This is a genomic window from Klebsiella sp. 7-CIP_Kleb., from assembly GCF_050378655.1.
In the GTDB taxonomy this organism is placed as follows: Bacteria; Pseudomonadota; Gammaproteobacteria; order Enterobacterales; family Enterobacteriaceae; genus Klebsiella; species Klebsiella quasipneumoniae.
This window is the reverse complement of the sequence record NZ_JBNRLJ010000004.1, coordinates 114,059-139,803: the sequence shown is the minus strand read 5'-3', so window position 1 is coordinate 139,803 and position 25,745 is coordinate 114,059. Positions and strand designations below refer to the sequence as shown.

At 58.0% G+C, this 25,745-nt stretch carries 24 protein-coding genes; 15 read left to right on the top strand and 9 right to left on the bottom strand.

The annotated features are described in order from the left end of the window. Position 1 precedes the first annotated feature (1 nt). From murD to mutT, 12 genes are all read left to right on the top strand, one after another. Positions 2 to 1,318: a UDP-N-acetylmuramoyl-L-alanine--D-glutamate ligase gene (gene murD, locus ACQUTI_RS16160; protein ID WP_057213408.1), complete on the top strand. Its 1,317-nt coding sequence runs from the start codon at positions 2 to 4 to the stop codon at positions 1,316 to 1,318. Continuing rightward, positions 1,318 to 2,592 (top strand): cell division protein FtsW, encoded by a 1,275-nt coding sequence (gene ftsW, locus ACQUTI_RS16155; RefSeq protein ID WP_004204337.1) that lies wholly within the window; start codon positions 1,318 to 1,320, stop codon positions 2,590 to 2,592. Before murD ends, ftsW begins: the two co-directional genes overlap by 1 nt. Then, positions 2,589 to 3,659: an undecaprenyldiphospho-muramoylpentapeptide beta-N-acetylglucosaminyltransferase gene (murG, locus tag ACQUTI_RS16150; protein WP_004204339.1), complete on the top strand. Its 1,071-nt coding sequence runs from the start codon at positions 2,589 to 2,591 to the stop codon at positions 3,657 to 3,659. The genes ftsW and murG overlap by 4 nt, the downstream gene beginning before the upstream one ends. Positions 3,660 to 3,706: 47 nt before the next feature. Beyond that, complete coding sequence (murC, locus tag ACQUTI_RS16145; protein WP_065697316.1) at positions 3,707 to 5,182, top strand: UDP-N-acetylmuramate--L-alanine ligase; 1,476 nt, start codon at positions 3,707 to 3,709, stop codon at positions 5,180 to 5,182. Next, positions 5,175 to 6,095 (top strand): D-alanine--D-alanine ligase, encoded by a 921-nt coding sequence (locus tag ACQUTI_RS16140; RefSeq protein WP_049092072.1) that lies wholly within the window; start codon positions 5,175 to 5,177, stop codon positions 6,093 to 6,095. The genes murC and ACQUTI_RS16140 overlap by 8 nt, the downstream gene beginning before the upstream one ends. A gap of 1 nt (position 6,096) precedes the next feature. Then, positions 6,097 to 6,927 carry a cell division protein FtsQ gene (gene ftsQ / locus ACQUTI_RS16135; protein WP_004204342.1) on the top strand — a complete coding sequence of 277 codons (831 nt, stop codon included), beginning with the start codon at positions 6,097 to 6,099 and terminating at the stop codon, positions 6,925 to 6,927. Next, positions 6,924 to 8,186, top strand: coding sequence for a cell division protein FtsA (gene ftsA / locus ACQUTI_RS16130; protein ID WP_004204343.1), 1,263 nt, complete (start codon positions 6,924 to 6,926; stop codon positions 8,184 to 8,186). The genes ftsQ and ftsA overlap by 4 nt, the downstream gene beginning before the upstream one ends. Positions 8,187 to 8,248: 62 nt before the next feature. After that, positions 8,249 to 9,400 (top strand): cell division protein FtsZ, encoded by a 1,152-nt coding sequence (ftsZ, locus tag ACQUTI_RS16125; protein WP_002888628.1) that lies wholly within the window; start codon positions 8,249 to 8,251, stop codon positions 9,398 to 9,400. 100 nt (positions 9,401 to 9,500) lie between these two features. Beyond that, complete coding sequence (gene lpxC / locus ACQUTI_RS16120; protein WP_002888632.1) at positions 9,501 to 10,418, top strand: UDP-3-O-acyl-N-acetylglucosamine deacetylase; 918 nt, start codon at positions 9,501 to 9,503, stop codon at positions 10,416 to 10,418. Positions 10,419 to 10,741: 323 nt separating this feature from the next. Continuing rightward, complete coding sequence (secM, locus tag ACQUTI_RS16115) at positions 10,742 to 11,239, top strand: secA translation cis-regulator SecM (RefSeq protein WP_219713974.1); 498 nt, start codon at positions 10,742 to 10,744, stop codon at positions 11,237 to 11,239. A 62-nt stretch (positions 11,240 to 11,301) separates the two neighbouring features. After that, a complete protein-coding gene (gene secA, locus ACQUTI_RS16110; RefSeq protein ID WP_004204346.1) occupies positions 11,302 to 14,007 on the top strand; it encodes a preprotein translocase subunit SecA in 2,706 nt (901 codons plus the stop codon). Between the two features lie 57 nt (positions 14,008 to 14,064). Continuing rightward, positions 14,065 to 14,457 carry an 8-oxo-dGTP diphosphatase MutT gene (gene mutT / locus ACQUTI_RS16105; protein WP_064151067.1) on the top strand — a complete coding sequence of 131 codons (393 nt, stop codon included), beginning with the start codon at positions 14,065 to 14,067 and terminating at the stop codon, positions 14,455 to 14,457. Between the two features lie 52 nt (positions 14,458 to 14,509). On the opposite strand, the gene yacG is transcribed toward mutT, so the two are convergent. The 3 genes from yacG to coaE are packed head-to-tail and all read right to left on the bottom strand — an operon-like array spanning position 14,510 to position 16,077. Then, complete coding sequence (gene yacG / locus ACQUTI_RS16100) at positions 14,510 to 14,704, bottom strand: DNA gyrase inhibitor YacG (protein ID WP_004204348.1); 195 nt, start codon at positions 14,702 to 14,704, stop codon at positions 14,510 to 14,512. A 9-nt stretch (positions 14,705 to 14,713) separates the two neighbouring features. Next, positions 14,714 to 15,457 (bottom strand): cell division protein ZapD, encoded by a 744-nt coding sequence (gene zapD / locus ACQUTI_RS16095; protein WP_017901182.1) that lies wholly within the window; start codon positions 15,455 to 15,457, stop codon positions 14,714 to 14,716. Further along, a complete protein-coding gene (gene coaE, locus ACQUTI_RS16090; RefSeq protein WP_023319728.1) occupies positions 15,457 to 16,077 on the bottom strand; it encodes a dephospho-CoA kinase in 621 nt (206 codons plus the stop codon). The genes zapD and coaE overlap by 1 nt, the downstream gene beginning before the upstream one ends. A 343-nt stretch (positions 16,078 to 16,420) precedes the next feature. On the opposite strand from coaE, the gene ACQUTI_RS16085 reads away from it, so the two are divergent. Continuing rightward, entirely contained in the window at positions 16,421 to 17,464 is a 1,044-nt protein-coding gene (locus tag ACQUTI_RS16085) for a GMP reductase (protein WP_004204353.1), read from the top strand. A 36-nt stretch (positions 17,465 to 17,500) separates the two neighbouring features. On the opposite strand, the gene hofC is transcribed toward ACQUTI_RS16085, so the two are convergent. The 4 genes from hofC to nadC all read right to left on the bottom strand — a co-directional run bounded on the left by hofC (position 17,501) and on the right by nadC (position 21,597). Beyond that, entirely contained in the window at positions 17,501 to 18,706 is a 1,206-nt protein-coding gene (gene hofC / locus ACQUTI_RS16080; protein ID WP_043522211.1) for a protein transport protein HofC, read from the bottom strand. After that, positions 18,696 to 20,081 (bottom strand): type II secretion system protein GspE, encoded by a 1,386-nt coding sequence (gene gspE / locus ACQUTI_RS16075; protein ID WP_017901178.1) that lies wholly within the window; start codon positions 20,079 to 20,081, stop codon positions 18,696 to 18,698. Before gspE ends, hofC begins: the two co-directional genes overlap by 11 nt. A 10-nt stretch (positions 20,082 to 20,091) precedes the next feature. Further along, the gene (ppdD, locus tag ACQUTI_RS16070) at positions 20,092 to 20,523 is read right to left on the bottom strand and encodes a prepilin peptidase-dependent pilin (RefSeq protein ID WP_004204358.1); all 432 of its coding nucleotides are present in this window, start codon (positions 20,521 to 20,523) and stop codon (positions 20,092 to 20,094) included. Between the two features lie 180 nt (positions 20,524 to 20,703). Beyond that, a complete protein-coding gene (gene nadC / locus ACQUTI_RS16065) occupies positions 20,704 to 21,597 on the bottom strand; it encodes a carboxylating nicotinate-nucleotide diphosphorylase (RefSeq protein WP_017901176.1) in 894 nt (297 codons plus the stop codon). Positions 21,598 to 21,730: 133 nt separating this feature from the next. Between nadC and ampD the strand changes: the two genes are divergently transcribed. Both ampD and ampE read left to right on the top strand, forming a co-directional pair. Beyond that, positions 21,731 to 22,294: a 1,6-anhydro-N-acetylmuramyl-L-alanine amidase AmpD gene (gene ampD, locus ACQUTI_RS16060; RefSeq protein WP_069734364.1), complete on the top strand. Its 564-nt coding sequence runs from the start codon at positions 21,731 to 21,733 to the stop codon at positions 22,292 to 22,294. Then, positions 22,291 to 23,145, top strand: coding sequence for a beta-lactamase regulator AmpE (ampE, locus tag ACQUTI_RS16055; protein ID WP_004204361.1), 855 nt, complete (start codon positions 22,291 to 22,293; stop codon positions 23,143 to 23,145). Before ampD ends, ampE begins: the two co-directional genes overlap by 4 nt. A 223-nt stretch (positions 23,146 to 23,368) precedes the next feature. Here ampE and ACQUTI_RS16050 read toward each other — a convergent pair whose 3' ends face one another. Continuing rightward, complete coding sequence (locus ACQUTI_RS16050; RefSeq protein WP_004204362.1) at positions 23,369 to 24,319, bottom strand: glycoside hydrolase family 43 protein; 951 nt, start codon at positions 24,317 to 24,319, stop codon at positions 23,369 to 23,371. Then, entirely contained in the window at positions 24,319 to 25,725 is a 1,407-nt protein-coding gene (locus tag ACQUTI_RS16045) for a glycoside-pentoside-hexuronide (GPH):cation symporter (RefSeq protein WP_017901173.1), read from the bottom strand. Before ACQUTI_RS16045 ends, ACQUTI_RS16050 begins: the two co-directional genes overlap by 1 nt. Positions 25,726 to 25,745: the final 20 nt, after the last annotated feature.

Genomic DNA, 25,745 nt, shown 5'->3' with positions numbered 1-25,745 from the left:
CATGGCAGATTATCAGGGTAAAAAAGTCGTCATTATTGGGCTGGGCATGACCGGCCTGTCATGCGTGGACTTTTTCATGGCGCGCGGCGTAACCCCGCGCGTGATGGACACCCGCGTCGCGCCTCCTGGGCTGGATAAATTGCCTGAATCGGTCGAATGCCATGTCGGTGGCCTCAATGATACCTGGCTGCTGGCGGCGGATCTGATTGTCGCCAGTCCTGGCATCGCGCTGGCCCATCCTTCGTTGAGCGCGGCGGCAGACGCTGGCGTAGAGATCGTTGGCGATATCGAACTGTTCTGCCGCGAAGCGCAGGCGCCGATCATCGCCATTACCGGCTCGAACGGCAAAAGCACCGTCACCACCCTGGTGGGCGAGATGGCGAAAGCGGCCGGGGTTAACGTCGGCGTGGGCGGCAATATCGGCCTGCCGGCGCTGATGCTGCTGGATACCGATCGTGAGCTGTATGTACTGGAGCTCTCCAGCTTCCAGCTGGAAACCACCTCCAGCCTGCAGGCGGTGGCGGCAACCATCCTCAACGTGACTGAGGACCATATGGACCGCTACCCGCTGGGGCTGCAGCAGTATCGCGCGGCGAAGCTGCGGATTTACGAGAATGCGAAGACCTGCGTGGTCAACGCGGACGATGCGCTCACCATGCCGGTACGCGGCGCGGACGATCGCTGCATCAGCTTTGGTATCGACGTCGGTGACTATCACCTTAACCGTCAGCAGGGCGAGACCTGGCTGCGCGTAAAAGGTGAGAAAGTCCTCAATGTGAAAGAGATGTCTATCACGGGTCAGCATAACTACAGCAACGCCCTGGCGGCGCTGGCGCTGGCCGATGCCGCGGGTCTGCCGCGTGCGAGCAGCCTGAAGGCGCTGACCACCTTTACTGGCCTGGCGCATCGCTTCCAGCTGGTGTTGGATCACAACGGCGTGCGCTGGATTAACGACTCGAAGGCAACCAACGTCGGCAGTACCGAGGCGGCGCTGAACGGCCTGCAGCTTGATGGCACGCTGTATCTGCTGCTGGGCGGCGACGGCAAGTCCGCTGATTTCACTCCGCTGAAGCGCTACCTTGGCGGCGATCGTATCCGTCTGTACTGCTTTGGTCGCGACGGCGCCGAGCTCGCCGAGCTGCGTCCTGAGGTGGCGGTACAAACTGAAACCATGGAGCAGGCGATGCGTCAGATAGCGCCCCTGGTGAAGGCGGGCGATATGGTTCTCCTGTCGCCAGCCTGCGCCAGCCTGGATCAGTTTAAGAACTTTGAACAACGGGGCGAGATGTTTGCCCGCCTGGCGAAGGAGTTAGGTTGATGCGTTTCTCTCTCCCACGCCTGAGAATGCCGCAGCTGAGCTTGCCTCGGTTGAGACTGCCGCGACTGCCGGGGATGTTTATCTTCGCCTGGCTGTTCGCCGCGCTGAAAGGCTGGGTGATGGGCTCGCGCCCAAAAGATAACGACAGTCTGGTGATGTATGACCGGATGCTGCTGTGGCTGACCTTCGGCCTGGCGGCGATCGGCTTTATTATGGTGACCTCGGCGTCAATGCCGGTGGGACAGCGCCTGGCGAACGATCCTTTCCTCTTCGCCAAGCGTGACGGCCTGTACATTGTGCTGGCCTTTGTCCTCGCGCTGGTGACGCTGCGCCTGCCGATGGATTTCTGGCAGCGCCACAGTACCGCGATGCTGATCGCCTCGATCGTCATGCTGCTGATCGTGCTGGTGGTGGGTAGCTCGGTAAACGGCGCATCGCGCTGGATCGCCCTCGGTCCGCTGCGCATCCAGCCGGCGGAGTTCACCAAGCTGTCGCTGTTCTGCTACATCGCCAACTATCTGGTGCGCAAAGCCGACGAAGTGCGCAACAATCTGCGCGGCTTCTTAAAACCGATGGGCGTGATTTTCGTGCTGGCGATCCTGCTGCTGGCGCAGCCTGACCTCGGTACGGTGGTGGTGCTGTTCGTCACCACGCTGGCGATGCTGTTCCTCGCCGGCGCCAAGCTGTGGCAGTTCATCGCTATTATCGGCATGGGCATCTCGGCGGTGGTCCTGTTGATCCTCGCCGAACCGTACCGTATTCGCCGCGTGACCTCCTTCTGGAACCCGTGGGAAGACCCGTTCGGCAGCGGCTATCAGCTGACCCAGTCGCTGATGGCCTTTGGCCGCGGCGAGATGTGGGGGCAGGGACTCGGCAACTCGGTGCAAAAACTGGAGTATTTGCCGGAAGCGCACACTGACTTTATCTTCGCCATCATCGGCGAAGAACTCGGTTATATCGGTGTGGTACTGGCGCTTTTAATGGTATTCTTCGTCGCTTTCCGCGCCATGTCGATTGGCCGAAAAGCGCTGGAGATCGATCATCGCTTCTCCGGCTTCCTCGCCTGTGCGATTGGTATCTGGTTTAGCTTCCAGGCGTTAGTTAACGTCGGGGCGGCGGCGGGGATGCTGCCGACGAAAGGTTTGACGCTGCCGCTGATCAGTTATGGTGGTTCCAGTCTGCTGATTATGTCGACGGCCATCATGTTGTTGTTGCGAATTGATTATGAAACGCGTCTGGAAAAAGCCCAGGCGTTTACACGGGGTGTTCGATGAGCGGTCAGGAAAAGCGGTTGATGGTGATGGCGGGCGGTACCGGCGGGCATGTGTTCCCGGGACTGGCGGTCGCACACTATCTAATGGACCAGGGCTGGCAGGTTCGCTGGCTGGGTACCGCCGATCGTATGGAAGCGGATTTAGTGCCGAAAAACGGCATCGAGATTGATTTTATCCGTATCTCCGGCCTGCGTGGCAAAGGGATTAAAGCACAGCTGCTGGCGCCGGTGCGGATCTTCAACGCCTGGCGTCAGGCGCGGGCGATCATGAAGCGTTTCCAGCCGGACGTGGTGCTGGGTATGGGCGGCTATGTGTCCGGGCCTGGCGGCCTGGCGGCGTGGTCGCTGGGGATCCCGGTGGTCCTCCACGAACAAAACGGCATTGCCGGCCTGACCAACAAATGGCTGGCGAAGATTGCGAAGAAAGTGATGCAGGCGTTTCCCGGCGCCTTTCCGCATGCGGACGTCGTCGGGAATCCGGTGCGCACCGATGTGCTGGCGCTGCCGCTGCCGGGGCAACGTCTGGTAGGCCGTCAGGGGCCGATTCGCGTGCTGGTAGTCGGTGGCTCTCAGGGCGCGCGCGTCCTGAACCAGACCATGCCGCAGGTGGCGGCGAAGCTCGGCGATACGGTGACCATCTGGCATCAGAGCGGTAAAGGCGGCCAGCAAACCGTACAGCAGGCCTATGCCGCCGCGGGGCAGTCGCAGCATAAAGTGACGGAATTTATTGATGATATGGCCGCGGCGTATGCCTGGGCAGATGTTGTGGTATGCCGTTCCGGCGCCCTGACGGTTAGCGAAATCGCGGCTGCGGGCTTACCGGCGCTGTTTGTACCGTTCCAGCACAAAGATCGTCAGCAGTACTGGAATGCGCTGCCGCTGGAAAAAGCCGGCGCGGCGAAAATTCTCGAACAGCCGGCGTTCACGGTTGAGGCGGTAGCCTCTACTCTGGCGAGCTGGGATCGGGAAACCTTGCTGGATATGGCGGAACGAGCGCGTGGCGCTTCGATTCCGGACGCTACCGAGCGGGTAGCAGAAGAGGTCAGCGCCGTAGCTTTGGCGCGCTAATTGCGGTGATTTTCACCGCCCGAATACAGAAGTTGATGGCGTAAAGAATGAATACACAAGATTTGGCAAAACTGCGTTCCATAGTGCCCGAGATGCGTCGCGTCCGGCACATTCACTTTGTCGGCATCGGCGGTGCCGGTATGGGCGGTATTGCCGAAGTGTTGGCTAACGAAGGTTATCAGATCAGCGGCTCCGACCTGGCGCCGAATCCGGTGACCCAGCAGCTGTCGCAGCTTGGCGCCACTATTTATTTCAACCATCGCCCGGAAAACGTGCGCGATGCCAGCGTGGTCGTAGTTTCCAGCGCGATTTCCGCCGATAACCCGGAAATCGTCGCCGCGCACGAGGCGCGTATCCCGGTGATCCGTCGTGCGGAAATGCTGGCGGAGCTGATGCGCTTCCGTCACGGGATCGCCATTGCCGGGACCCATGGCAAAACCACCACCACCGCGATGGTATCCAGTATTTACGCCGAAGCCGGGCTGGACCCGACTTTCGTCAACGGCGGGTTGGTGAAAGCGGCGGGCGTCCATGCGCGCCTCGGCCATAGCCGTTACCTGATTGCGGAAGCGGATGAGAGCGATGCATCGTTCCTGCACCTGCAGCCGATGGTGGCCATTGTTACCAACATCGAAGCCGACCACATGGACACCTACCATGGCGATTTCGAGAATCTGAAGCAGACCTTTATTAACTTCCTGCACAACCTGCCGTTCTATGGACGCGCGGTGATGTGTGTGGATGACCCGGTGATCCGGGAACTGCTGCCGCGCGTCGGCCGGCAGATCACCACCTACGGTTTTAGCGACGACGCCGACGTCCGCGTAGAAGACTACCGTCAGGTTGGAGCGCAGGGGCATTTCCGCCTGGTGCGTCAGGATAAAGAACTGCTGCAGGTGACGCTCAATGCCCCGGGACGCCATAACGCGCTGAACGCGGCGGCGGCGGTCGCCGTGGCGACGGAAGAGGGGATTGACGATCAGGCTATCCTGCGCGCGCTGGAAAGCTTCCAGGGTACCGGCCGTCGTTTCGACTTCCTTGGCGAATATTCGCTGACGGAAGTCAACGGCAAAGCGGGCAGCGCGATGCTGATCGATGACTATGGCCACCACCCGACGGAAGTCGACGCCACTATCAAAGCGGCGCGTGCCGGCTGGCCGGATAAAAATCTGGTCATGGTATTCCAGCCGCACCGTTATACCCGTACTCGCGATCTGTACGATGATTTCGCCAACGTGCTGACCCAGGTCGATGCGCTGCTGATGCTCGATGTCTACCCGGCAGGCGAAGCGCCGATCCCGGGTGCCGACAGCCGCTCGCTGTGCCGTACAATCCGTGGTCGCGGTAAAGTTGACCCGATTCTGGTGTCCGACCCGACGCAGGCCGCGGCGATGCTGGCGTCGGTGCTGACCGGCAACGATTTAGTGCTGGTGCAGGGGGCCGGAAACATTGGAAAAATCGCCCGTCACCTGGCTGAAATCAAACTGATCCCGCAAAAAACGGAGGAGGAGCGCCATGGCTGATAAAATCGCGGTGCTTTTCGGTGGAACCTCCGCTGAACGTGAAGTGTCGCTGAATTCAGGCGCCGCGGTGCTGGCCGGGCTGCGTGAAGCCGGGGTGGATGCCCATCCGGTTGACCCGCGCGATGTCGATATTACCCAGTTGAAAAAGCTGGGCTTTAAGAAAGCGTTTATTGCCCTCCACGGTCGCGGCGGGGAAGATGGCACGCTGCAGGGGGTGCTGGATCTGATCCAGCTGCCTTATACCGGCAGCGGCGTGATGGCTTCGGCGATTTCAATGGATAAACTGCGCAGCAAATGGCTGTGGCAGGGGGCCGGATTACCGGTCGCGCCGTGGGTGGCGCTGACCCGCGCCCAGTTTAGCGCCGGATTGTCTGCTGATGTCGAACAGCAGATTGCGGCGCTGGGTCTGCCGCTCATCATCAAGCCCAGCCGCGAAGGCTCCAGCGTTGGGATGTCGAAAGTCAGCGAAAGCTGTGATTTAGCGAGTGCACTGGCGTTGGCTTTTCAGCATGATGATGAAGTTTTAGTCGAAAAATGGCTCAGTGGGCCGGAATTTACCGTCGCCATCGTCGGTGAAGAAATTTTACCGTCAATACGTATCCAGACGGCTGGAACCTTCTATGATTATGAGGCGAAGTATCTCTCTGATGAGACGCAATATTTCTGCCCAGGATTGGAGGATCCAGCGCGTGAGTCAGCCATTCAAAGCCTGGTGCTTAAAGCCTGGAATGTTCTGGGTTGCAAAGGTTGGGGCCGTATTGACGTCATGCTGGACAGCGATGGCCAGTTTTATCTGCTGGAAGCGAATACTTCTCCGGGCATGACCAGCCATAGCCTTGTACCGATGGCGGCGCGTCAGGCAGGAATGAGCTTCTCCCAGCTTGTTGTACGAATTCTGGACCTGGCGGGGTGATATGTCGCAGGCTGCGCTGAATACGCGGAACCATGAAGAGGACGTTTCTTCTTCGCGTCGGAGTAATGGAACGCGGCTGGCAGGGATCGTTTTCCTGCTGGCGGTGCTGTTTACCGTGCTGGTCAGCGGGTGGATGGTTCTTGGCTGGATGGAGGACGCGCAGCGTTTACCGCTGTCGAAGATGGTGGTGACCGGCGAGCGTCACTATACGCGCAATGATGACATCCGCCAGGCGATCCTGGCGCTGGGTTCGCCGGGCACCTTTATGACTCAGGACGTGAACATCATTCAGAGTCAGATTGAACGTCTGCCGTGGATTAAGCAGGCGAGCGTCCGAAAGCAGTGGCCCGATGAATTGAAGATTCATCTGGTTGAATATGTGCCGATTGCGCGCTGGAATGATCAACATATGGTGGATGCAGAGGGAAATGCCTTCAGCGTGCCGGCGGATCGCACCAGCAAACAGAATTTACCGATGTTATACGGCCCGGAAGGCAGCGAGAACGAAGTGCTGCAAGGGTATCGTGACATGGGGCAGGTGCTGGCAAAGGATAAATTCACGTTGAAAGTGGCGGCGATGACCGCCCGTCGCTCCTGGCAGTTGACGCTTAATAATGACATTAAGCTCAACCTTGGTCGTGGCGACACCATGAAACGGCTTCAGCGCTTTATGGAACTCTACCCGGTTCTTCAGCAGCAGGCGCAGACCGACGGCAAACGGATTAGCTACGTTGATTTGCGTTATGACTCGGGTGCGGCAGTGGGCTGGGTACCTGCTCCCGCAGAGGAAACTAATCAACAACAGAATCAGGCACAGGCAGAACAACAATGATCAAGGCGACGGACAGAAAACTGGTAGTTGGACTGGAGATTGGCACCGCCAAGGTGGCCGCTTTAGTAGGGGAAGTTCTGCCCGACGGCATGATTAATATCATCGGCGTGGGCAGTTGCCCATCGCGTGGTATGGATAAAGGCGGTGTGAACGACCTCGAGTCGGTGGTGAAATGCGTACAGCGCGCCATCGACCAGGCCGAACTGATGGCGGATTGCCAGATTTCATCAGTTTATTTGGCTCTTTCGGGTAAACATATAAGCTGTCAGAATGAAATCGGGATGGTACCGATTTCGGAAGAAGAAGTGACGCTGGACGACGTCGAAAACGTGGTCCATACCGCGAAGTCGGTTCGCGTCCGCGATGAGCATCGCGTCCTGCACGTGATTCCGCAGGAATACGCCATTGACTACCAGGAAGGGATTAAAAACCCGGTTGGGCTGTCCGGCGTGCGCATGCAGGCGAAGGTGCATCTGATTACCTGCCATAACGATATGGCGAAAAACATTGTTAAAGCGGTGGAACGTTGTGGTCTGAAAGTTGACCAACTTATTTTCGCCGGTTTAGCGGCCAGTTATTCCGTATTAACAGAAGACGAACGTGAGCTGGGCGTCTGCGTGGTGGATATTGGTGGTGGTACAATGGATATCGCCGTCTATACCGGCGGCGCGCTGCGTCACACCAAAGTGATCCCGTACGCGGGCAACGTGGTGACCAGCGATATCGCCTATGCCTTCGGGACGCCGCCGAGCGACGCCGAAGCCATCAAGGTTCGTCACGGTTGCGCATTGGGTTCCATCGTCGGTAAAGACGAAAACGTCGAAGTACCGAGCGTAGGCGGACGGCCGCCGCGTAGCCTGCAGCGTCAGACACTGGCTGAGGTGATTGAACCGCGCTATACCGAACTGCTTAATCTGGTCAATGAAGAGATCCTGCAGCTGCAGGAACAGCTCCGCCAGCAGGGGGTGAAACACCATCTGGCGGCGGGGATTGTGTTAACCGGCGGCGCGGCGCAAATTGAAGGTCTGGCGGCCTGTGCGCAGCGCGTGTTCCATACCCAGGTGCGCATTGGCGCGCCGCTGAACATCACCGGTTTAACGGACTATGCCCAGGAGCCGTATTATTCGACGGCGGTGGGGCTGCTGCACTACGGAAAAGAGTCACATCTGAGTGGTGAAGCGGAAGTCGAAAAACGCGTGACGGCGTCGGTGGGCTCGTGGATTAAGCGACTCAACAGCTGGCTGCGAAAAGAGTTTTAATTTTTTAAGAGAACGCAGACAATTAGCGTTCTCAGGCGACAGGCACAAGACGGAGAGAAACTATGTTTGAACCTATGGAACTGACCAACGACGCGGTGATTAAAGTCATCGGCGTCGGTGGCGGCGGCGGTAATGCCGTTGAACACATGGTGCGCGAGCGCATTGAGGGTGTTGAATTCTTCGCGGTGAACACCGATGCGCAGGCGCTGCGTAAAACGGCTGTTGGCCAGACTATCCAGATCGGTAGCGGTATTACCAAAGGTCTGGGCGCTGGCGCGAACCCGGAAGTCGGCCGTAATGCGGCGGACGAAGACCGTGAAGCGCTGCGTGCGGCCCTTGATGGCGCAGACATGGTGTTCATCGCGGCAGGCATGGGCGGCGGTACCGGTACCGGCGCGGCGCCTGTTGTTGCCGAAGTGGCTAAGGATCTGGGGATCCTCACCGTTGCGGTGGTCACTAAGCCGTTTAATTTTGAAGGTAAGAAGCGCATGGCGTTTGCTGAGCAGGGGATCACCGAGCTGTCCAAGCACGTTGACTCACTGATCACCATCCCAAACGACAAGCTGCTGAAAGTACTTGGCCGCGGTATTTCTCTGCTTGACGCGTTCGGCGCGGCAAACGACGTCCTCAAAGGCGCGGTGCAGGGTATCGCTGAACTGATCACCCGTCCGGGTCTGATGAATGTTGACTTCGCGGACGTCCGTACCGTGATGTCTGAAATGGGCTACGCGATGATGGGCTCCGGCGTGGCGAGCGGTGAAGACCGTGCGGAAGAAGCGGCTGAAATGGCCATCTCTTCTCCGCTGCTGGAAGATATCGACCTGTCCGGTGCGCGCGGCGTGCTGGTTAACATCACCGCGGGCTTCGACCTGCGTCTGGATGAGTTCGAAACCGTGGGTAACACTATCCGCGCATTTGCCTCGGATAACGCCACCGTGGTTATCGGTACCTCTCTGGACCCGGATATGAACGACGAACTGCGCGTCACCGTAGTGGCGACCGGTATCGGCATGGACAAGCGTCCGGAAATTACCCTGGTGACCAACAAACAGGTTCAGCAGCCGGTGATGGATCGCTACCAGCAGCACGGTATGTCCCCGCTGACGCAAGAGCAGAAGCCGGCGGCAAAAGTGGTGAACGACAATACGCCGCAAACCGCGAAAGAGCCGGATTATCTGGATATCCCAGCCTTCCTGCGTAAGCAAGCCGATTAAGAATCGACTGGAAGTTGGGCATCTGCGCTCTTTGTGCTAAACTGGCCTCCCGATAGTGGTGTACACTTCGGTTGGATAGGTAAATTGGCGAGATTATACGATGATCAAACAAAGGACTCTTAAACGTATCGTTCAGGCGACTGGTGTCGGTTTGCATACCGGCAAGAAAGTCACACTGACGTTACGCCCTGCGCCGGCAAATACCGGGGTCATCTATCGTCGCACCGACTTGAATCCACCGGTAGATTTTCCGGCTGATGCCAAATCTGTGCGTGATACCATGCTCTGTACTTGCCTGGTTAATGAGCATGACGTGCGGATTTCTACGGTTGAACACCTGAACGCCGCATTGGCTGGCCTGGGTATCGACAACATTATTGTTGAAGTCGATGCACCGGAAATCCCGATTATGGACGGCAGTGCGGCTCCGTTCGTTTATCTGTTGCTGGACGCCGGCATCGATGAACTGAACTGCGCCAAGAAATTTGTACGTATCAAAGAGACGGTTCGCGTCGAAGATGGCGACAAATGGGCTGAATTCAAACCGTACAATGGTTTTTCGCTGGACTTCACCATCGATTTTAACCATCCGGCGATTGATGCCAGCACCCAGCGCTATACGCTGAACTTCTCGGCCGATGCGTTCATGCGTCAGATTAGCCGTGCGCGTACCTTCGGTTTCATGCGCGATATCGAATATCTGCAGTCCCGTGGCCTGTGCCTGGGCGGCAGCTTCGATTGTGCCATCGTTGTTGACGATTATCGCGTACTGAACGAAGACGGTCTGCGCTTTGAAGACGAATTTGTTCGCCACAAAATGCTGGATGCGATCGGTGACCTGTTTATGTGTGGTCACAACATTATCGGCGCATTCACGGCGTACAAATCGGGTCACGCGTTGAACAACAAACTGCTGCAGGCTGTTCTGGCAAAACAGGAAGCCTGGGAGTATGTGACCTTCGAAGACGACGCAAAATTGCCAATGGCGTTCCGCGCACCGTCGATGGTTCTGGCGTAAGCCTGACCATTCAGTAAATTCGACTGGTAACCTGGTACTCTCTCCGACCAGGGAACCAGTCGTTTTTCTTTTATAGCCTCTTCCCGTTATTTTTCGCTGCGATCGCTGGGTAATAATTAGCGCGCGTTCGCTGTTTTATTAAGCGTTTTCCCCCGGCAACGGCCTTCATTCATGCTGCCTCAGCGCGCTATTAATGTTAGTATTTGAGCGCAAAATTATTTCTCCGGGTTGCTTTACCCCGTGGACATCAGGTTGTCCTGCGAAAAACGTCAATAAAGAGACAGCCTGAACGACGACGGGTATACCAAAGAAAGGTAATGAACGTGAGTGGATTGCTGACGCGCTGGCGACAGTTTGGTAGACGGTATTTTTGGCCGCATCTCCTGTTGGGGATGGTCGCGGCAAGCCTCGGCCTGCCTGCGCTAAGCAACGGCCATGAGACCGCGACGCCAGCAAAGGCGACCGCCAGCAACCACAATCCGAGCAAAGTTAATTTCTCCCAGCTGGCGCTGCTGGAGACGAATCGCCGGCCCAACTTTACCGTCGACTACTGGCATCAGCATGCCATTCGCACCGTTATTCGTCATCTCTCCTTCGCCATGGTGCCGCAGGCGTTGCCAGTGGCGGAAGAAGCGTCTCCGCTGCAGGCGCAGCATCTGGCGCTGCTCGACACGCTCAGCGCGCTGTTGACGCAGGACAGTACGCCGCCGGTAGTGATCCGCCAGGCGGTGTATATCCCTTCCTCATATTCTGCCTTCCGCGTCAGCGCCTGGATAAGCCAGGTGGCGGGGATCCGTGCAGGGCCTCAACGTCTCAGCTGAAAATAACCACGGACCATCCTATTTTTTGTGACTCCGCACCGCGGGGCGTTTGAGATTTTATTATGCTTATTAAAATGTTAACTAAGGTTTTCGGCAGCCGTAACGACCGTACGCTGCGTCGTATGCGCAAAGTCGTCAATATCATCAACGGTATGGAACCGGCGATGGAAAAACTCTCTGATGACGAGCTGAAAGCGAAAACCGCTGAATTCCGCGCGCGCCTGGAAAAAGGCGAAGTGCTGGAAAACCTGATCCCTGAAGCGTTCGCCGTCGTTCGCGAAGCCAGTAAGCGTGTGTTCGGCATGCGCCACTTCGACGTCCAGCTGCTGGGCGGTATGGTGCTTAACGATCGCTGCATCGCCGAGATGCGTACCGGTGAAGGTAAAACCCTGACCGCGACCCTGCCGGCCTACCTCAATGCGCTGACCGGCAAAGGCGTTCACGTGGTGACCGTCAACGACTATCTGGCGCAGCGTGACGCCGAAAATAACCGCCCGCTGTTTGAATTCCTCGGCATGACGGTTGGCATCAACATGTCCGGCCTGCCGGCGCCGGCGAAGCGTGAAGCCTACGCTGCCGATATCACCTATGGCACCAACAACGAATACGGCTTCGACTACCTGCGCGACAACATGGCCTTCAGCCCGGAAGAGCGCGTTCAGCGTAAACTGCACTATGCGCTGGTGGATGAGGTGGACTCCATCCTGATCGATGAGGCGCGTACGCCGCTGATCATTTCCGGCCCGGCGGAAGACAGCTCTGAAATGTACCGTAAGGTCAACAAGATCATTCCGCACCTGATCCGTCAGGAAAAAGAAGATTCGGACACCTTCACCGGCGAAGGCCACTTCTCGGTGGATGAAAAAGCGCGTCAGGTTAACCTGACCGAACGTGGTCTGGTGCTGATTGAAGAGCTGCTGGTACAGGAAGGCATTATGGATGAAGGTGAGTCCCTGTACTCCCCGACCAACATTATGCTGATGCACCACGTCACCGCCGCGCTGCGCGCCCATGCGCTGTTCACCCGCGACGTTGACTACATTGTTAAAGATGGCGAAGTTATCATCGTCGATGAGCACACTGGTCGTACAATGCAGGGCCGCCGCTGGTCCGATGGTCTGCACCAGGCCGTTGAGGCCAAAGAGGGCGTGGAGATCCAGAACGAGAACCAGACCCTGGCCTCTATCACCTTCCAGAACTATTTCCGTCTGTATGAGAAACTGGCGGGGATGACCGGTACCGCCGATACTGAAGCCTTTGAATTCAGCTCTATCTATAAGCTGGATACCGTGGTCGTGCCGACCAACCGTCCGATGATCCGTAAAGACATGGCGGATCTGGTCTATATGACCGAAGCGGAAAAAATTCAGGCGATTATCGAAGATATCAAAACCCGTACCGCAGCCGGTCAGCCGGTGTTGGTGGGGACAATCTCGATCGAAAAATCGGAAGTGGTTTCCCGTGAGCTGACCAAAGCCGGCATTAAGCACAACGTTCTGAACGCCAAGTTCCATGCCAGCGAAGCGGATATCGTCGCTCAGGCAGGCTATCCTTCCGCGGTGACCATCGCTACCAACATGGCGGGCCGTGGTACCGATATTATGCTCGGCGGTAGCTGGCAGGCGGAAGTCGCGGCGCTGGAAAATCCAACGCCTGAGCAGATTGAAAAAATCAAAGCCGACTGGCAGGTGCGCCACGATGCGGTACTGGCCGCAGGCGGCCTGCACATTATCGGTACCGAGCGTCATGAATCACGCCGTATCGATAACCAGCTGCGCGGCCGTGCCGGTCGTCAGGGGGATGCCGGTTCTTCCCGCTTCTACCTGTCGATGGAAGACGCCCTGATGCGTATCTTCGCCTCCGATCGCGTTTCCGGCATGATGCGTAAACTGGGGATGAAACCCGGCGAAGCCATTGAGCACCCGTGGGTCACCAAGGCTATCGCCAACGCGCAGCGTAAAGTCGAGAGCCGTAACTTCGATATTCGTAAGCAGTTGCTGGAATACGATGATGTGGCCAACGACCAGCGCCGGGCAATTTACACCCAGCGTAACGAACTGCTGGACGTGTCTGACGTCAGCGAAACCATCAACAGCATCCGCGAAGACGTGTTTAAGGCGACTATCGATGCCCATATTCCGCCGCAGTCGCTGGAGGAGATGTGGGATATCGAAGGCCTGCAGGAGCGTCTGAAAAACGACTTCGACCTCGACCTGCCAATCAAAGAGTGGCTGGATAAAGAGCCGGAGCTGCATGAAGAGACCCTGCGCGAACGTATTCTGCAGAGCGCGGTCGAGACCTACCAGCGTAAAGAAGAAGTGGTCGGCGCCGAAATGATGCGCCACTTCGAGAAAGGCGTGATGCTGCAGACCCTGGATTCGCTGTGGAAAGAACATCTGGCGGCGATGGACTACCTGCGCCAGGGTATCCACCTGCGCGGCTATGCGCAGAAAGATCCGAAGCAGGAGTACAAGCGCGAATCGTTCTCTATGTTTGCCGCGATGCTGGAGTCACTGAAGTATGAAGTGATCAGCACCCTGAGCAAAGTGCAGGTGCGGATGCCGGAAGAAGTCGAGGCGATGGAGCAGCAACGTCGTGAAGAGGCCGAGCGCCTGGCGCAGATGCAGCAGCTCAGCCATCAGAGCGATGATGAAGCCGCTGCACAGGATCTGGCGGCACAAACCGGCGAACGTAAAGTGGGGCGTAACGATCCTTGCCCGTGCGGTTCCGGTAAAAAATACAAACAGTGCCATGGCCGTCTGAGCTAAGGGCTGATAAAAAAACAAAGGCGCAGAGTTCTGCGCCTTTTTTATGGAGCTGATTCAATGAAAAAACTGCAAATCGCCGTAGGGATAATTCGCAATCCAGAAGGCGACATCTTTATTACCCAGCGCGCCGCGGATGCCCATATGGCGAATAAGCTGGAGTTCCCGGGCGGTAAGATTGAATCTGATGAAACGCCGGAGCAGGCGTTGATCCGCGAGCTGCAGGAAGAGGTGGGAATTACGGCCACTACCTTTTCACTATTTGATAAGCTGGAGTATCAGTTCCCCGATCGCCACATTACGCTGTGGTTTTTCCTCGTGGAAAGCTGGGAAGGCGAGCCCTGGGGTAAAGAGGGGCAGCCGGGACAGTGGATGACGTGGCAGGCGCTGGATCCGGAAGCGTTTCCCCCGGCGAATGAACCGGTTATCCGCAAACTTATCGCCCAGGGCTGAACCCCAGGTTGGGAGGCTAACCCAACTGGCGTTGGGTTAGCGTGCCGTCAAATCAGGGCTGCTGTTCGCTCCAGTCATCGCTGTCGGAGAGATCGCCCGCGCTGGGGATGCGCTTCTCCTCTGCTGCCCATTCTCCCAAATCGATCAGCTGGCAGCGTTTGCTACAAAACGGACGATAGGGGCTTTGTTCGCCCCATACCACGTTTTTGCCGCAGGTCGGACAATTGACGATAGTCTCTTCTGACATGTTATCTCCTTAACAGCAGGCCAGTTCAAAATCAAAGCGCTCCGGCACGATCCCATACTCACTGTCCAGCGGCAGGAAGCGGATGGCGAAACGGCTCTTATGGCCAGAGATCTGCGGATAAAGCTGGTGGGCCAGATCGAGACGCAGGCGCAGCAGATCGGCATCTTCGCCATTATCCTGATAAAAGCCATTGAGGCTGGTCTGTTTGCGAAACTGTCCGGAGTTACGAATCAGATCGAGGATCAGGCTCAGGGACTGGACCAATGGATCGAGGCTGGCAAGCCAGCTGGCCACCTGCTCGTCACGATGCGCCTGCGGCATATGGAGCCAGATATGCAGGGTCGGTAAATCGAAGCTGCAGCAGCCGCCAGGGATACTCAGGCGCTGGCGCACTAGCGCAATCAGGCGATCTTCACGCAGAAACTGACCAATGCGCGGCGCGGCCATCAGGGTGCTGGAAGACTGCTTGAGCTGCTGGCGCAGCGCGTTAATGCGCTCCTGATCGACTCCCGGCACTTCTGCCCAGGACTGGAGCTTACGCTGCTGGCGCTCCAGCTCTTTGACCAGATCGGTACGCACCTCGCCGCGCTCCAGGACATCCAGCAGATCGCCGGCGTTACGGAAAAAATGGAGCGCATCGGCATGGCTGGCAATCATCGGATGGAAAGCCATTTGCTGGATCAGAAATTCGATGCGCAGCCAGGTGCGCATTTTCTCATTAAGAGGATGTTCAAACAGAACGGGGGTATGCATTACGAGTTTTCCTGTGAGGCGGCCTGCAATGCCAGCGTTAAGTACTTTTCGTGCAGGCGGGCAACATCCGATGCCACTGCATCCGGAGTGCCAGTGTTTTCAATAACATCGTCCGCGATGGCCAGGCGCTGCTCGCGCGTGGCCTGGGCGGCAAGAATATGTTCAGCATGTTCGCGGCTGACCTTATCGCGCAGCATGGTGCGTTCGATTTGCGTCTCTTTTGGCACATCGACGACCAGTACGCGATCGGCCTGGCTGGACAGGCGGTTTTCGACCAGCAAAGGTACGACCCAGAGGAGATAAGGGGAGGTGGCGGCCTGCATCTGGCGGCGCGTTTCCTGCTGAATCAGCGGATGCAACAGCGCGTTGAGCCAGGCTTTTTCCTCCACCTGAGCAAAAATTTTTTCCCGCAGCAGACGGCGGTTTAGCGTGCCGTCGGGGGCAATCATCTGTGGCCCGAAGTGGTCAGCAATGGCCTGGAGCGCCGGGGTGCCAGGTTCGACCACCTGGCGGGCGATAACATCGGCATCGATAACCTTAATCCCGAGCTGCGCGAAGGCGTCGGCGACCGTACTTTTACCGCTGCCAATCCCGCCTGTTAACGCGACTGTGTACCCCATATCTTCTGACCCTGAAACGGATTGCTCGTATTTTTGGTATTCAGACAGCGAGGACGGGCAGTATGCCGGAGAGGCGACAGCGATCTTGTCGTGATGGCACCGTGCCAGCCGGGAGCGCCGTCCGCTATTCTGTTTCTTTTAATCAAGCAAATCAAATGGTTAAAAATAATGCGCTGGCGGGTGGAGATATAAGCGCTTTTTTCTCCATTCACCAGGTAAATTTATACGATTGTAGCGTAAAAAAAGTGAAAATCGCAGTCTTGCGCGGGCCTGATTCGTGCGTATGATAACGTCACTGGAGTTGTGCTCTCACATTAATGCCATTAACCCCAGGAATTCGCACATGCGTATTGAAGAAGATCTGAAGCTTGGTTTCAAAGACGTTCTTATCCGCCCGAAACGCTCTACCCTCAAAAGCCGTTCTGATGTTGAGCTGGAACGTGAATTCACCTTTAAACATTCAGGCCTGACCTGGTCCGGTGTGCCGATTATTGCGGCTAACATGGACACCGTCGGCACCTTCAGCATGGCGAAAGCGCTGGCCACTTTTGGCATTCTGACGGCAGTACACAAGCACTACACCGCGGAAGAATGGCAGGCGTTTGTCCAGAGCGTATCCGCAGACGTTCTCAAGCATGTGATGGTTTCCACCGGTACTTCCGATGCGGATTTTGATAAAACGCAACAGATCCTCTCTCAGAACCCACAATTGAACTTTGTGTGCATTGACGTCGCCAATGGCTACTCTGAACACTTCGTCCAGTTTGTGGCGAAGGCGCGCGAAGCCTGGCCGCAAAAAACCATTATTGCCGGGAACGTGGTCACCGGTGAAATGTGTGAAGAGCTAATCCTCTCCGGCGCCGATATTGTCAAAGTTGGCATTGGCCCGGGCTCCGTCTGCACCACCCGCGTCAAAACCGGTGTCGGCTACCCGCAGCTCTCCGCCGTGATCGAGTGTGCTGATGCCGCACATGGCCTTGGCGGCCAGATCATCAGCGACGGCGGTTGCACCATGCCGGGCGATGTGGCGAAAGCCTTCGGCGGCGGCGCTGATTTCGTGATGCTCGGCGGTATGCTGGCGGGCCACGAAGAGAGCGGCGGTACTGTGGTTGAAGAGAACGGTGAAAAATTCATGCTGTTTTACGGTATGAGCTCCGAATCGGCGATGACCCGCCATGTGGGCGGTGTCGCGAAATACCGCGCGGCGGAAGGGAAAACCGTTAAGCTGCCGCTGCGTGGCCCGGTGGACAATACCGCGCGCGACATTCTCGGCGGCCTGCGCTCTGCCTGCACCTACGTTGGCGCCTCGCGACTGAAAGAGCTGACCAAACGCACCACCTTTATCCGCGTTCAGGAACAAGAGAACCGGGTATTCAATAGCCTGTAACCGGCTGCGCTGGCGCCTGCGCGGTGCCAGCGTTGCTTATCCTCCCGCCCCGCCAATGGCATCGCCCAGATGAAAAACGGGCAAATACATCGCCACCACCAGGAGCCCGACCAGCGAGCCGGTTATCACCAGCATCAGGGGTTCCAGATGCGCAGCCAGACTGTCGGCTCGCTGATGGGTCTGCTCACGATGATGATGCGCCAGGTTTTCCAGCATCTGATCCAGTGCCCCCGCGCTTTCCCCCGTGCGGATGAGCTGCAGACACAGCGGTGTAAAACCGCCGCAGCGGCTTAACGCCTGCCAGATCGGATCCCCCTGAACGATCAGCGCGCGGGCCTGCGCCAGGCGCTGGCGCCACAGCGGGCACGACAGGGTCTCTTCAACGCTTTGCAGCCCCTGTAGAAAGCTGATACCGGCACTTTGGGTTAACGCCAGAACGGTGAATATCAGGCTCAGCTGTTGGCCGCCGATCAGGGGGCCGATGAGAGGGAGCGCGTTAAGCAGTTGCTGGCGACGCAGCAGCCAGTCGGCGCGCTGCCGGACCAGCTGGTTGAGCAGCAGCGGGCTCAGCAGAAAGGCCAGCAGTAACGGCCAGCCGCGGTTCAGCATGTCCCCTGCCGCAATAACCATTCGCGTTAATAACGGCAGCGGCGTATTGAACGTCTGGTAGATGGCAGTGAATTCAGGAAGGACAAAATAGAGCATCCCCAGCACCACCAGCAGCGCCAGTGTGAGCACGATCAGCGGGTAGCGCAGCGCCTTCTTGACCTTGCCGGCGAGCCGCTGCTGCTCCTGCTGCTGGTTGGCCAGCTGCTGGCAGCAAATATCGAGCTTGCCCGTCAGTTCGCCAGTGCTAATCATCGCCAGATACAGTGGCGGAAAAGCCTGCGGCCACTGCGCCAGTGCGGCAGAGAAAGTCACGCCCTGGGCCAGTTCGCGGCCCAGCGCCTCAAGCAGCGCCTGCCACTGCCCATGCGGTTGCTGCTGCGCCAGAAGCGATAACCCTTCCGCCAACGGTAGCCCGGCCTGCAGCAGGGTTGCCAACTGGCGGATTGTTTCGCTGCTGTAGCGCGGGTGCCACAGGCTTTGCTTCACCGTACAGCGGCGTATAGCCAGCGGCAGGATGCGCTGCTGCTGGAGGTGATGCAGCACCTCCGGACGACTGGCTTGCCATAGCATCCCCTGACAAGGAGCGCCTTGCGCATCGACGCCTCGCCAGCGCCAGAGACGCTTAGTCGCCATGGGGGATCCCCAGCACCCGCACCACCTCTTCGAGGCTGGTCAAGCCCTGTTCGATAGCCTGACATCCGCTTTCGAAGAGCGTCATCATGCCCGCGGCTCGCGCCAGAGATTCGATCTCAATGGCGTTGAGCCCCTGGACTATCCCCTGACGTAGCCCCGGAGTGACAGGCAAGACCTCGAACAGCGCCAGCCTGCCGTGATACCCGTGATAACAGTGTTCGCAGCCCGCGGCCTGCCAGCGCGGCAGCGAGCGGGGCCACAGACTGTGCGGCAGGTCGGCGGCACTGCCGGCATTGCGCCGGCAGTGGGGGCACAGCTTGCGAACCAGACGCTGGGCGATAACCAGCGAGAGCGCAGAGGAGATCATCCAGCGGGCGATGCCCATTTGCTGCAGGCGGGTAAGGGTTTCGCTGGTGGAATTGGTGTGCAGAGTAGAGAGCACCAGATGACCCGTTTGGGCGGCTTTCAGCGCGATTTCAGCGGTTTCGGCATCGCGGATTTCACCCACCATCACAATATCCGGGTCCTGACGTAACAGGGCGCGCAGTACGCTGTGAAAGGTCAGCCCGGCGCGCGGGTTGATTTGCGTCTGGTTCATCCCGGCGATGGGGATCTCCAGAGGATCCTCGACGCTACAGATGTTCACTTGCTCCCGGTTTCGCGCCTGCAGGGCGCTGTAGAGGGTTACCGTTTTCCCGCTTCCGGTTGGGCCAGTGACCAGCAGCAGCCCCTGCGGCTGATTCAGCGCCTGGCGGAAGGCCGCCAGCTGAGAGGATGAGAGGCCGAGCGCCTCCAGATCCAGCGCCTGGTCAACCTGATGCAGAAGGCGCAGGACAATTTTCTCGCCATAGCGGCAGGGCAGAGTGGCGATGCGAAAGGAGAGCTGCCGTCCGGCGAGGTTCAGCGCGAACTGACCATCCTGCGGCAAACGATGCTCGGCGATATCGAGACTGGCCATCACTTTGAGTCGTGCGATAACCGGCGCGGCCAGCTCGGGCGCCAGCAGCGGCAGGGCGTGTAGCACGCCATCGACACGCAGGCGGATCCGTAAGTGCGTTTCCGTGGGTTCGATATGAATATCGGAGGCCCGCTGACGCAGGGCCTGCTCGAGGATCTGATTGACCCGTTCGGCGATGTTTTCCGGGCCTGCATTTTGCGCCAGCAGCGCCTGCTTTTCCTGGACTTGCAGGCGCTTATCCATCTGCTCCTGGCTCCAGCATTCAATATCGATCCGTTTTTGCGTCGCGAAACGTAGCGCCTCCATTAGCTCCGTCGGCGGGGTATCGACCACCGCAATGGATATCGTCTGCTCATCGCTGTGCAGCAGCAGGGCGTGATGGCGACGACAGAGAGGGATCAGCTGTTCTGTTTTCATGTTGTCGCCCTCACTTCACGCGGAAGACGTCTTCGCAGGCCTGCTGAAGCGCGCTGTTGTCGGTGATAGTGCAGACCCGCTGCCAGCCGGTGACGCCCTCGGCGTTATCCCAGGTCGGGGTTAGGGTGACGCCCAGTCCGTTGAGACTTTCCTGGCCGGTGAGGGTAACGACCCCTTTTGCCACGCTCATGGCGGAGAGGTAGCGCGTGGTGGTTGGCGAGGGGATGCCATTGCTGCCGCCGTCGCATGTCGTCAGGCCGCCATGATCGAGCGCGCAAAGTTCAATTGCCGTCCGGTAGGGGACAAAGGTCTGCAGCAGATCGGTGAGGGCGGCTTTACGCAGGTAGTTCTGGTAGGCCGGGATGCCGATGGCGCTGAGAATGGCGATGATGCCGATGACCACCATCAGTTCAATCAGGGTAAAACCTCGTTGTTTATCCATAAGTCGCTCCTTGTTGTGACAGAAGCACTGTGACGGGATTCAGGGGGACAGGCGAGGAGACGAAAACGATCCGGGAAACCGGGTTCCAGGGTTTTTAGCGGGATTGCATGGTGAGCAAGAGCGGCTGCGAGTCGGGTCGCAAATTCAGGCCTTCACGCCGGAAACGTGAAGGCCCAATCTTCAGCGAAAACGCATCGACAGGTCGAGCGCCTGCACATGTTTGGTCAGGGCCCCGACGGAGATATAGTCGACCCCGGTGTCGGCAAATTCGCGGATGGTGTCAAAGGTGACGTTGCCGGAGACCTCGAGCGCCGCCTGGCCAGCGGTGATTTTCACCGCCTCGCGCATCAGGTCGGTGGTGAAGTTATCGAGCATAATGATATCGGCCCCGGCTTTTAACGCCTGCTCCAGCTCATCCAGCGTTTCCACTTCCACTTCCACCGGCACATCAGGATGCAGCCAGAACGCCTTTTCCACCGCCTGACGGATCGAGCCGGAGGCGATGATGTGGTTTTCTTTAATCAGGAAAGCGTCGAACAGCCCCAGGCGGTGGTTGGCGCCGCCGCCGCAGAGAACCGCGTATTTCAAAGCGGTTCGCAGCCCTGGCAGCGTTTTGCGCGTATCCAGGAGTTGGGTTTTGGTGCCCGCCAGCAGGTCGACATAGCGGCGGACAACGCTGGCGACGCCGGAGAGGGTTTGCACAAAGTTCAGCGCCGTACGTTCGCCAGTGAGCAGAATGCGCGATGGGCCTTCCAGCTCGAACAGGGGTTGATCGGCTTTGACCGCATCGCCATCGGCGACGTGCCAGGTGATATTCACGTCGTCACCGGCGAGCTGAATGAAGACCTCTTCCACCCAGCGTTTACCACAGAAGACGCCATCTTCGCGGGTAATGACCACCGCATGGGAGCGTGCATCCTGCGGCAATAATTGTGCGCTAATATCGTTGCTGGCGTCGACTTCGCCGCCCAAATCTTCCCGCAGGGAGTGTGCGACAGCATCGGTAATATCGAGATTAATACGTTCCAGCAGCACGTCACGGCGGCGGTCGGGGTTGTAACGACGAGGCGACATGATAAAGCTCCAGATAGATAAGATTCAGAAGTGGGAAACATGCTAACCTGAACGACGTTTCAGTACCATACACACTTCATTCTTTGGGCCGGCGTGTGGCCCGGAAGCATGAGTTCGCGAAAGGAGATCCCGCATGCAGTTGAACGAGGGATGGCTGGTCGGCGCGCGGCGGGTTCCCTCGCCGCACCATGACTGCCGTCCGGATGAAGAGGCCCCTTCCTTATTGGTGGTGCATAATATCAGCCTGCCGCCAGGTGAATTTGGTGGTCCATGGATTGACGCGCTGTTCACCGGCACCCTGGATCCTCACGCGCATCCTTTCTTTGCCGAGATCGCTCATCTGCGCGTTTCGGCGCATTGTCTGATTCGCCGTGATGGTGAAATCGTGCAGTATGTGCCTTTCGATAAGCGTGCATGGCATGCGGGTGTCTCCAGCTATCAAGGGCGTGAACGCTGCAATGACTTTTCCATCGGCATAGAGCTGGAAGGCACGGATACCCTGGCGTATACCGAAGCGCAGTACCAGCAGCTGGCGGCGGTGACGGATCTGCTTATCACGATTTATCCTGCCATCGCCGCAAACATCACGGGCCATAGCGATATCGCGCCCGTTCGCAAGACGGACCCGGGACCGGCCTTTGACTGGAAAAAATTTCGTGCGCTGCTCAGCGCGCCGTCCGAAAAGGAGACCTCATGACGCTGTTTACTACGCTGCTGGTGCTTATCGCTGAACGCCTGTTTAAACTGGGCGAACACTGGCAGCTTGATCATCGGCTGGAGGTGGCGTTCCGCCGGATAAAACATTTCTCGTTGCCGGGAACGCTGCTGATGACCCTGGTCGCCGTCGCGGTGGTCTACATTATTCAGCGCTTGCTGCAGGGGCAGCTGTTCAACGTACCGCTGCTGGTGTTCTGGATTTTGCTAGGCCTGCTGTGCATCGGCGCCGGTAAGGTTCGGCTGCACTATCATGCCTATCTGAAAGCGGCGTCGCGCAATGACAGCCGCGCCTGCGATGCGATGGCTAGCGAGCTGACGTTGATACACGGCGTCCCCCCGGGCTGTGATGAGCGCGAGTACCTTAGCGAACTGCAAAATGCGCTGCTATGGATTAACTATCGTTACTACCTGGCGCCACTCTTCTGGTTTGTGGTCGGTGGGGCGTGGGGGCCGCTGACGCTTATCGCCTATAGCGTCCTGCGTGCCTGGCAGACGTGGCTGGCGCGTTACCAGACGCCGCATCATCGTTTGCAGTCCGGAATCGATGGTATCCTGCATATTGTGGACTGGCTGCCGGTGCGTCTGGTGGGGGTTGTCTATGCTCTGGTGGGGCATGGAGAGAAAGCGCTCCCGGCGTGGTTTGCATCGTTAGGCGACCGCCATTCGTCGCAGTATCAGGTATTGACCCGCCTGGCGCAGTATTCCCTGGCTCGTGAACCGCACGTGGATAAAGTGGCGACCCCGAAGGCCGCGGTGTCGATGGCCAAGAAAACCTCGCTGGTGGTGGTGGTGATCATGGCGCTGCTGACGATTTACGGCACCCTGGTGTAACGGCCTGCGCTCGTACTCTACCTGCCACGATACTCTCACATCTGGGGCGTTATTTGCCGGATGGCGTTGTGCTTATCCGGCCTGGAGACCCACACTGCGCAGGCCCGGCAAGCAACAGCGGCGCCGGGTTCTATATCAGACGCCGTACCTGGCATGTTGCCGGGCGGCGGTTTCGCCTGACCCGGCCTGGAGAACCCGCGCCAGCGGGCCGCATACCGAACCGCTACAGCGTATCCGCCGGCGGGATGCCGAAGTCGGGCATGCCGTCCTCTCTCCAGCTGACGAGTTTTAGCCGGGTATGACGATTGGGGTCATACAGCGGGTCGCCTTCAATCTCGGTGTAATTCCGCGCGTGGTAGACCAGCACATCTTCCCCCGCCGGCGTTTGGGTAAAACTATTATGGCCCGGGCCATACTGGCGGTTTTCATAGCTGGTCCGGAACACCGGCTGCGGGGCTTTATGCCAGTTTGCCGGCTGCAGCGGATCGGCCTGCCGGTCAATCCAGAGCAACCCCATGCAGTAGTTTTCGTCGGTGGCGCTGGCGGAATAGCTGATGAACAGCTTATCGCCATGCACCAGCACCGCGGGTCCTTCATTGACCTTAAATCCCCGACACTCCCAGTCGAACTCCGGCTTGCTCAGCATGACCGGCTCGCCTTTTAGCGTCCACGGGTTGGCCATTTCAGCGAGATACAGGTTTGAGTTGCCCTCGATATGCGGCGATTTTTGCGCCCACAGGTACCAGCGTTTGCCCTGATGGATAAAGGTGGTGGCATCGAGGGCGAAGGTATCGAAAGGCGTGATCACCTGGCCTTTTTCCTGCCAGCGGCCGGTCAGCGGATCGTTGTCGGCGCACTCGATCACGAACATACGATGCTGGAACATGCCCAGCGCATCCAGATCGTGGGTATGGGTGGCGGCAAAATAGATATACCACTTCCCGTCTATCTCATGTAGCTCCGGCGCCCAAATCAGCTGGCTCATCGGCCCGCTTTGCGGTGCGCGCCAGACCACTACCGGCTCCGCATCGCGTAATCCTTCAAGGGTCGCCGCGCGCCGGATCTCCAGCCGGTCGTATTCCGGCACCGAGGCAATAAAGTAGTAGTGATTAAGGTGGCGCAGAATAAAGGGATCTGCGCGCTGTTCAATAAAGGGGTTGGGCCAGTTATTCATCAGGCTTTCCTTACGTGTTCACTGGTTTTCAGTTCCTGGTATTCATTCAGCTCGCTGTAGTTGCTGCGGCGCTTCTCTAAATCGCTCTGGATCTGGCGCATCAGGGTGCGGTCAACTTTCAGCAGGCGCACCACGCCGGCGGTGATCAGGTAGCCGACGCCGGGGATAACCGAGAACAGCAGCACGATGCCGTTGAGGGCGGAGGCGCTTTGCGCTTTGGCGCCAGCGTCGTAGCCGTACCATGACAACAGGAATCCGACCATCGCCCCGGCGACCGCCAGGCCGACTTTGAGGAAGAACAGATTGCCGGAGAAGCTAATGCCGGTGATGCGCTTGCCGGTTTTCCACTCGCCGTAGTCGTCAACATCGGACATCAGCGACCAGTGCAGCGGGGAGGGAATCTGATGCAGGATGTTGAGCAGGAAGTAGAGCACCATAATCAGCGTGGTGGCATGCGGATTAAAGAAATAGAAGGCGCAGGAGAAGATCGCCAGCACGATATTGGTCCAGAAGAAGACCTGCAGTTTGCACCAGCGGTCGGTGAGGACTTTTGCCAGCATGCTGCCAATCATCATCCCGACCACGCCGAGGCTGATAAACAGAGTGGCAAAATGGGTGCTTTGCCCCATTACCCAGGTGACGTAGTACATGGTGGCGGCCATGCGGATAAAGCCCGGACAGACGTTGCACAGCGTGAGCAGCAGGATGCGTACCCACTGGTCATTTTTCCACACGTCTTTGAGATCTTTTTTCAGTTCATCATTGGTCTGTACCGCCGGGTGGATGCGTTCGCGCACGGTAGCGAAGCAGAACAGGAACATACACATGCCGATGAAGGCCAGCACGGTCATCGCCATCTGATAGCCCTTCGCTTTATCGGCGCCGCCGAACCAGTCGGCCATTGGCAGCAGCGTCAATGACAGCAACAGCGTGGCGATACCCACCATCACGAAACGATAAGACTGGCAGGCAACGCGCTCTTTCGGATCGGCAGTCATCACCGTTCCCAGCGAGCAGTAGGGGATGTTAATCGCGGTATAGGTAATCGACAGCAGAAAGTAGGTGACAAACGCATAGATGACTTTGCTGTTATAGGTCCACTCAGGAGTGGTGAACATCAGGACGCTGAACAGGGCGTAGGGGAAAGCAATCCACAGCAGCCATGGACGAAAGCGGCCATATTTACTGCGGGTGCGGTCGGCGAGGGCGCCCATGATCGGGTCGGTCACCGCATCGATGACGCGCACCGATAGCAGCAGTACGCCCACCAGCGCCGGCGCCAGACCGAAAATATCGGTATAAAAATAGTTAACAAACAGCATGATGGCGCCAAAGATGATATTGCATCCGGCATCCCCCATCCCATAACCAATCTTTTCTTTTATTGAAAGTCTATTGTCTGCCATGTGCGGTCTCTCCGTTGCAG

Bases quoted from the DNA above. Each gene is read 5' to 3' on its own strand.
- murD (WP_057213408.1), top strand. From the start codon at position 2: ATGGCAGATTATCAGGGTAAAAAAGTCGTCATTATTGGGCTGGGCATG.
- ftsW (WP_004204337.1), top strand. From the start codon at position 1,318: ATGCGTTTCTCTCTCCCACGCCTGAGAATGCCGCAGCTGAGCTTGCCT.
- murG (WP_004204339.1), top strand. From the start codon at position 2,589: ATGAGCGGTCAGGAAAAGCGGTTGATGGTGATGGCGGGCGGTACCGGC.
- murC (WP_065697316.1), top strand. From the start codon at position 3,707: ATGAATACACAAGATTTGGCAAAACTGCGTTCCATAGTGCCCGAGATG.
- ACQUTI_RS16140 (WP_049092072.1), top strand. From the start codon at position 5,175: ATGGCTGATAAAATCGCGGTGCTTTTCGGTGGAACCTCCGCTGAACGT.
- ftsQ (WP_004204342.1), top strand. From the start codon at position 6,097: ATGTCGCAGGCTGCGCTGAATACGCGGAACCATGAAGAGGACGTTTCT.
- ftsA (WP_004204343.1), top strand. From the start codon at position 6,924: ATGATCAAGGCGACGGACAGAAAACTGGTAGTTGGACTGGAGATTGGC.
- ftsZ (WP_002888628.1), top strand. From the start codon at position 8,249: ATGTTTGAACCTATGGAACTGACCAACGACGCGGTGATTAAAGTCATC.
- lpxC (WP_002888632.1), top strand. From the start codon at position 9,501: ATGATCAAACAAAGGACTCTTAAACGTATCGTTCAGGCGACTGGTGTC.
- secA (WP_004204346.1), top strand. From the start codon at position 11,302: ATGCTTATTAAAATGTTAACTAAGGTTTTCGGCAGCCGTAACGACCGT.
- mutT (WP_064151067.1), top strand. From the start codon at position 14,065: ATGAAAAAACTGCAAATCGCCGTAGGGATAATTCGCAATCCAGAAGGC.
- yacG (WP_004204348.1), bottom strand. From the start codon at position 14,704: ATGTCAGAAGAGACTATCGTCAATTGTCCGACCTGCGGCAAAAACGTG.
- zapD (WP_017901182.1), bottom strand. From the start codon at position 15,457: ATGCATACCCCCGTTCTGTTTGAACATCCTCTTAATGAGAAAATGCGC.
- coaE (WP_023319728.1), bottom strand. From the start codon at position 16,077: ATGGGGTACACAGTCGCGTTAACAGGCGGGATTGGCAGCGGTAAAAGT.
- ACQUTI_RS16085 (WP_004204353.1), top strand. From the start codon at position 16,421: ATGCGTATTGAAGAAGATCTGAAGCTTGGTTTCAAAGACGTTCTTATC.
- hofC (WP_043522211.1), bottom strand. From the start codon at position 18,706: ATGGCGACTAAGCGTCTCTGGCGCTGGCGAGGCGTCGATGCGCAAGGC.
- gspE (WP_017901178.1), bottom strand. From the start codon at position 20,081: ATGAAAACAGAACAGCTGATCCCTCTCTGTCGTCGCCATCACGCCCTG.
- ppdD (WP_004204358.1), bottom strand. From the start codon at position 20,523: ATGGATAAACAACGAGGTTTTACCCTGATTGAACTGATGGTGGTCATC.
- nadC (WP_017901176.1), bottom strand. From the start codon at position 21,597: ATGTCGCCTCGTCGTTACAACCCCGACCGCCGCCGTGACGTGCTGCTG.
- ampD (WP_069734364.1), top strand. From the start codon at position 21,731: ATGCAGTTGAACGAGGGATGGCTGGTCGGCGCGCGGCGGGTTCCCTCG.
- ampE (WP_004204361.1), top strand. From the start codon at position 22,291: ATGACGCTGTTTACTACGCTGCTGGTGCTTATCGCTGAACGCCTGTTT.
- ACQUTI_RS16050 (WP_004204362.1), bottom strand. From the start codon at position 24,319: ATGAATAACTGGCCCAACCCCTTTATTGAACAGCGCGCAGATCCCTTT.
- ACQUTI_RS16045 (WP_017901173.1), bottom strand. From the start codon at position 25,725: ATGGCAGACAATAGACTTTCAATAAAAGAAAAGATTGGTTATGGGATG.